Origin of the sequence: Ehrlichia minasensis, assembly GCF_004181775.1 — a bacterium.
Taxonomy (GTDB): domain Bacteria; phylum Pseudomonadota; class Alphaproteobacteria; order Rickettsiales; family Anaplasmataceae; genus Ehrlichia; species Ehrlichia minasensis.
In genome coordinates this window covers 1-5,884 of record NZ_QOHL01000039.1, presented here as the reverse complement: position 1 = coordinate 5,884, position 5,884 = coordinate 1, and the positions used below count along the sequence as shown (strand labels likewise).

The following is a 5,884-nucleotide window of genomic DNA, read 5'->3' as shown; positions in this document are numbered from 1 at the left end:
GGAATAAAAAAACCATGATATTAGCAATTTTATAGATTTAGAACATCTTCCTATTTTAGGAGATCTCTGATTTCTGCTAAATGAAGTTTAGTGTGAATTGTATAGGTTGTGTAGTTTTTATTGTTATGGCAGTATTTTCTAGTGTTGATACAGTGCAAAAAGCTCATTTATTATGTTCTGACTCAAGAATAGGAATAAAAAAACCATGATATTAGCAATTTTATAGATTTAGAACATCTTCCTATTTTAGGAGATCTCTGATTTCTGCTAAATGAAGTTTAGTGTGAATTGTATAGGTTGTGTAGTTTTTATTGTTATGGCAGTATTTTCTAGTGTTGATACAGTGCAAAAAGCTCATTTATTATGTTCTGACTCAAGAATAGGAATAAAAAAACCATGATATTAGCAATTTTATAGATTTAAAACATCTTCCTAGTTTAAAAGAGGTCTCTAGTTTTTGAGTATTGATATAGATAGTTATATAGATGCTGTAATGCTTATTATATGAAAGTACTTAGTAGAGTTTAATTAAATACGAAGGGTTCATTTATTATCATGCGAAATGTAAATGAGTAGTAATGTTATTTAGTAATATTGATTAATCTGGAATATCTTCATATTTTAAGGGATTTCTGATTTTGTCTGTGAATGTTGTGTGATTCTTTTCTAGAAGTAGTGTGATGTGTTCTACTATATTTGATATAGTGTTATTAACTGCATTAAGGTTATGAAAGTGTGATAAAACATAATGTGATAAGTCCATTTTGTCTCTAGGATGTCCTATACCAAATCTGACCCTCCAGTAATCTTTACCAAGGAAGTTGTCAATTGATTTAAGCCCATTATGCCCAGCGTTGCCGCCACTTTTTTTGACTCTTATGGTACAGAACTCTATTTCTACTTCATCGTGAAAAACTATCATGTTATCTAGTGGAATCTTATATAAACTGACTACGCTCATTATAGGAGCACCTGAGTTGTTCATAAATGTCCAAGGTTTAACAAGGATAACTTTGTAAGATTCAATGTTGCCGATTGATATCAACACATTATTTTTTTTCTTAAAATCTGGAAAATGAAATTTATCTGATATTGCATCAATAACCATAAACCCAGTATTGTGACGAGTTAGTGCATACTGAGTACCAGGGTTACCTAATCCAGCTAATAGATGTAACATATATCAGGATTTTAAAAAAATTAGTTCTCTGATGATGGAGCAGCTGTAGGTTCTTGGCTACTTTCACCTTCTTTTTCCACACTTGTACTAGATATTGTTACGATTGCTGGGTTGTGTTCTTTCATAACAACATTTATTTCTGGAGGTAACTTTAAATCACTTACGTGTATAGAATGTCCTGCAGTTAAATCAGATAAATCTATCTCTATATTTTGTAATATAGCGTTTGGTAAACATTTGATAGACAAAGTACGATGTAGTATGTTTAATACACCACCTCTTTTAACACCGATACATTTGTGTTCATTTGTAAATATTAATGGCACTTCTATCTTGATTTCTGTTCCATAATCAATAAATTGAAAATCTACGTGCTGTATTCTATCAGTTACTGGATGTTTTTGTACATCACGCATCAGCACGTATTCTTTCTTATCACCTATTTCAAGTTCAATCAGATGTGTTGACAGTGCAGCAGACCTGTATTTGCTTAGAAATTCCCTATCAGATAAAAACACACTGAGTGGATCACGATTCTTACCATACACTACTGCTGGTATTCCTCCATTGCGTCTTACAGCACGTGCAGGACCTGTACCTACATTTTCCCTTAAGCTTGCATTAATTTTAACTATACCTTGATCTGTCATTAAAAAATCCTTTCGAAAACTCTTTTGATTTAATCCCTCTGAACTTTATATTCTTACCATATTAAGATGAGATTGCAATATAAAAATTACAGTGCTGTGTTTATTAAATATCTAAATTATCTACTTTAAAAGTGCAGTTTTTTTTATTTCAACAGTAGCATAGTGAAGGATTTGTAAAGTTTGTGAGGTTAGTTTAATATAATGAAAAAATATATGATTTATGCAGTTGTAGTGTGGTAATTATTAAGCATATTTTTAATAAATGTACTATATCACTTATGAAAAGAAGTAGATGTAACTATATATAAAGCATTTATGTAGAACTGTATAGTATTTAGCTAAAGTGATTATTTGATTTTTTTGATCCCATCAGTTGGTGTGTAAGTGCTAGTTGTTATCTCAGTGGTAGTTAGATTGTTAAGAGGTAGTAATTGAATGTTATATAAGTAAGTTGTGTGATGAATCAATAGAATGTGTCATTTGTAAGAAGAAGTAAATAACTATAAAGCATTTTATATAGAACTTGTGTAGTATCTAGCTAAAGTGATTATTCGATTTTTTTGATCCCATCAGTTGGTGTGTAAGTGCTGGTTGTTATTTCAGTGGTAGTTAGATTGTTAAGAGGTAGTAATTGAATGTCATATAAGTAAGTTGTGTAACGAATGGAACATATAATTTGTAGAAAGTAATGAATATGGCTTAAAATAATTTTGTGCAATTTAAAAAATCTTATTGGTGTTTACTGTAATGTTCTAGCTAAAGTAATTACTCTTACTTCTTTTGCTCCTGCTTCAATTAGCTTGTTTGTACAAGTTCTGGCTGTTATTCCAGTTGTAATGACATCATCAACAAGTAATATGGTTTTATTGGTAATAAGATGCTGATTTTTTACTATAAAGGCTTTTGTAATGTTCTTTTCTCTCATTTGACTAGATAAGCTGTGTTGTGGAGCTGTGTCTACGATTCTTTTCAGAACAGAAATTTCTAAAGATATATTACAGTATTTACTTAAGGCTTTGGCAAGTAAAGTTGCCTGATTATATTTTCTTTGTCTGAGCCTTTTTTTATGTATTGGGACTGGTATAATAGTAGTAACATTATTAAATAAATCTGGGTTCTTATTATACATCCACCTCCCGTAGGTTTTGACATGTAGTGTATTGTCAAAAAATTTCAAATTGAGAATCATGTTTTTACTGTACTGATTGTATAAAAACACGGATTCTAATTTTGTAAATTTTGGTGGTGCAACTATACACTTCCCACATATTGATAATCCATCTGGTAGCCTACACCCACATCCAATGCAATAATTATTATGTAAAAAATCTATACCATTTTTACATGTACTACACAAGTCCAAATAATGTGGAACTGTACACTCACAATTTGCACATGTTTTAGGAAAAATTATATTTAAAATCTTACCTAACACTAAGATATGTTAAAAAACTGTTTTATAAATTCTTCATATATATCAGTGAGCTTATATATATCATCTACAGGGGCATTTTCATTGATTTTATGTGCTGTTGCATTACTTAATCCTAATTCAATTACAGGACAGAAATCTTTTATGAATCTTGCGTCTGAAGTACCACCAGATGTACTTAATTCTGCATCTTGTCCAGTAACTTTTTTTACAGCTGAAGATAGCATGTCAGAGTATTTATCAGGATGGTTAATGAATGAGCTACCAGAAACTGCTGTAAATAGTTCATACTTTTCTGTTGTTTCAGCACAAATGTTATTAATTATATTAAACAGTGATTCAGAAGTATGCATATCATTGTATCTAATATTGAGATTTGCAGTAATCTTATCTGGGATAACATTATTTGCTGTGTTTCCTACGTCGACTGATGTAATTTCGCAATTTGAAGGTTGAAAATACTCATTTCCATTGTCAAGTATTGTATTGCTTATTTTATATAAGATACTAATCATGTTATCTACTGGATTTTCTGCAAAATGTGGGTAAGCAACATGTCCTTGTATACCATTGCATACTATTTTAAAATTTATTGATCCCCTACGACCTATTTTTATGGTATCTCCTACAGAAGATTTACTAGTTGGTTCTCCTACTAAGCAGTAATCTATCTTCTTATTGTTGTCGGTTAACCATTTTAGTACTGCTGGTGTTCCATATTTAAAATAATTGCCTTCTTCATCTCCAGAAATCAGGAAACTAATGGATCCATTTATCTGATTAAAATCTATTCTTGATACTGCTGCTACAAAAGCACATATAGCAGATTTCATGTCAACAACACCGCGCCCATACAAGATATTGTCTTCTATCTTTCCGGAAAAAGGATCAAACTTCCATTTTTCTAAGTCTCCTGTTGGTACTACGTCTGTGTGTCCTGCAAAACATAAATTAGGTGACCCATTCCCTAATTGTGCGTATAGATTGCGTACTTGTACTTGATCATCTCCAAAAGTTAAAACATGGCATGTGAACCCATATTGTGATAAGGTATTTGATAAAAAATCTATAGCTCCATTGTCTGTTGGAGTAATACTAGGGAAAGAGATTAACTCTTGAGACAGTGTTATTGGGTCAATAGCCATACATAAACTCATACAATAAGATAACACTTAATTTTAGCTTATTGTAGTATAATGTCAATATAAAGTGAGTTGTATTTCATAGTGCTTTATGAATTTTATTTGGCATATTTACGTTAATTTTTTATAGAAAATTGTGTGTATAATGTGTTATAAAATGTAAATTGTATAAATATTTTTAAAGTACTGTTTGTTAATATGGGGTGTTATAAGCTCTTACTAACTAAAGCACTCACTGAGTTCTGTCATACTTCTAACATGTAAACGATAACCTCATGCCAGTATACCTTTAGCAATTTTTATACTAATAAAGGATCGTAAATACAGCTCTACAATACAATTTATCTGGTGAAATAGTATGAGAAAACATTGCAGAAGCTTTTACAGTAAAGAGTCAGCAAAAACTCACTAAATTTATCATACTTGTAACATACACTAGTAATTGGATGTACACTTGTACAATATACCTAGCATTTTTATACTGATAAAGGATCGTGAATACAGCTCTACAATACAATTTATCTGGTGAAATAGTATGAGAAGACATTGCAGAAGCTTTTGCAGTGAAGAGTCAGCAAAAACTCACTAAATTTATCATACTTGTAACATACACTGATAATTAAATGATAACCTCAGCTAGTGTACCTTTAGCAATTTTTATACTAATAAAGTATCGTGGATACAGCTCTACAATTTATCTGGTGAAATAGTATGAGAAGACATTGCAGAAGCTTTTGCAGTAAAGAGTCAGCAAAAACTCACTAAATTTATCATACTTGTAACATACACTAGTAATTAAATGATAACTTCAGCTAGTATACCTTTAGCAATTTTTATACTAATAAAGGATCGTAAATACAGCTCTACAATACAGTTTATCTAGTGAAATAGTATGAGAAGACATTACAAAAGCTTTTGTAGTAAAGAGTCAGCGTAATATTATCGCTAGAAGTTTTAATGTAATGAGCTGTATAATAAATATTAGTAATTTAAAGTTACATAACTTTCTTATCTTATACTTAAATTGTTCAAAATTATCAAATGTGGTTGTTTAGTGAATAGACTTTATTGAGTTGTTTCTCAAATGGGATTCTTGAATGTTTATTTGAAATATTAGTACTGCTGAGTTTTTGATATTTGTTCTACAATGTTGTCAATTTAAATATTAGTAGTGTTACTGTGGTGGATTCCTACCTTTCTACAAGTTTAACTATACTAGTAATTTGTGATTACTTTTAAATTCATGGTTTTGAACCTGATTTGGCATAAGTGGTAATGTTTCGTTATTAGCTCATGTTTTATTATAGTCTATCTTACCAGATAAATACAATTAATGTTTAAAATGATTTTTCAGATAAGATATTTTGAGTAATTATTTAAAGTTAATAATGCTAAATTGCTAAGCTAATTTTTTTTATCTCTAGTAACGTATTACATTAGATAGGGGGATGTGTATTGTTGATCACTGTGAAAAAGCTTT

Annotated in this window: 4 protein-coding genes; all 4 read right to left on the bottom strand. The window is 30.3% G+C overall.

Annotation, left to right across the window (positions count from 1 at the left end):
- Positions 1-598: 598 nt before the first annotated feature.
- Positions 599-1,180: an aminoacyl-tRNA hydrolase gene (gene pth, locus DRF75_RS04845; protein WP_045171104.1), complete on the bottom strand. Its 582-nt coding sequence runs from the start codon at positions 1,178-1,180 to the stop codon at positions 599-601.
- 20 nt (positions 1,181-1,200) lie between these two features.
- Positions 1,201-1,830 (bottom strand): 50S ribosomal protein L25/general stress protein Ctc, encoded by a 630-nt coding sequence (locus DRF75_RS04840; protein WP_045171105.1) that lies wholly within the window; start codon positions 1,828-1,830, stop codon positions 1,201-1,203.
- A 739-nt stretch (positions 1,831-2,569) separates the two neighbouring features.
- Positions 2,570-3,265 (bottom strand): ComF family protein, encoded by a 696-nt coding sequence (locus DRF75_RS04835; protein ID WP_045171083.1) that lies wholly within the window; start codon positions 3,263-3,265, stop codon positions 2,570-2,572.
- Positions 3,265-4,407 (bottom strand): succinyl-diaminopimelate desuccinylase, encoded by a 1,143-nt coding sequence (gene dapE, locus DRF75_RS04830; protein WP_045171085.1) that lies wholly within the window; start codon positions 4,405-4,407, stop codon positions 3,265-3,267. The genes DRF75_RS04835 and dapE overlap by 1 nt, the downstream gene beginning before the upstream one ends.
- Positions 4,408-5,884 lie beyond the last annotated feature (1,477 nt).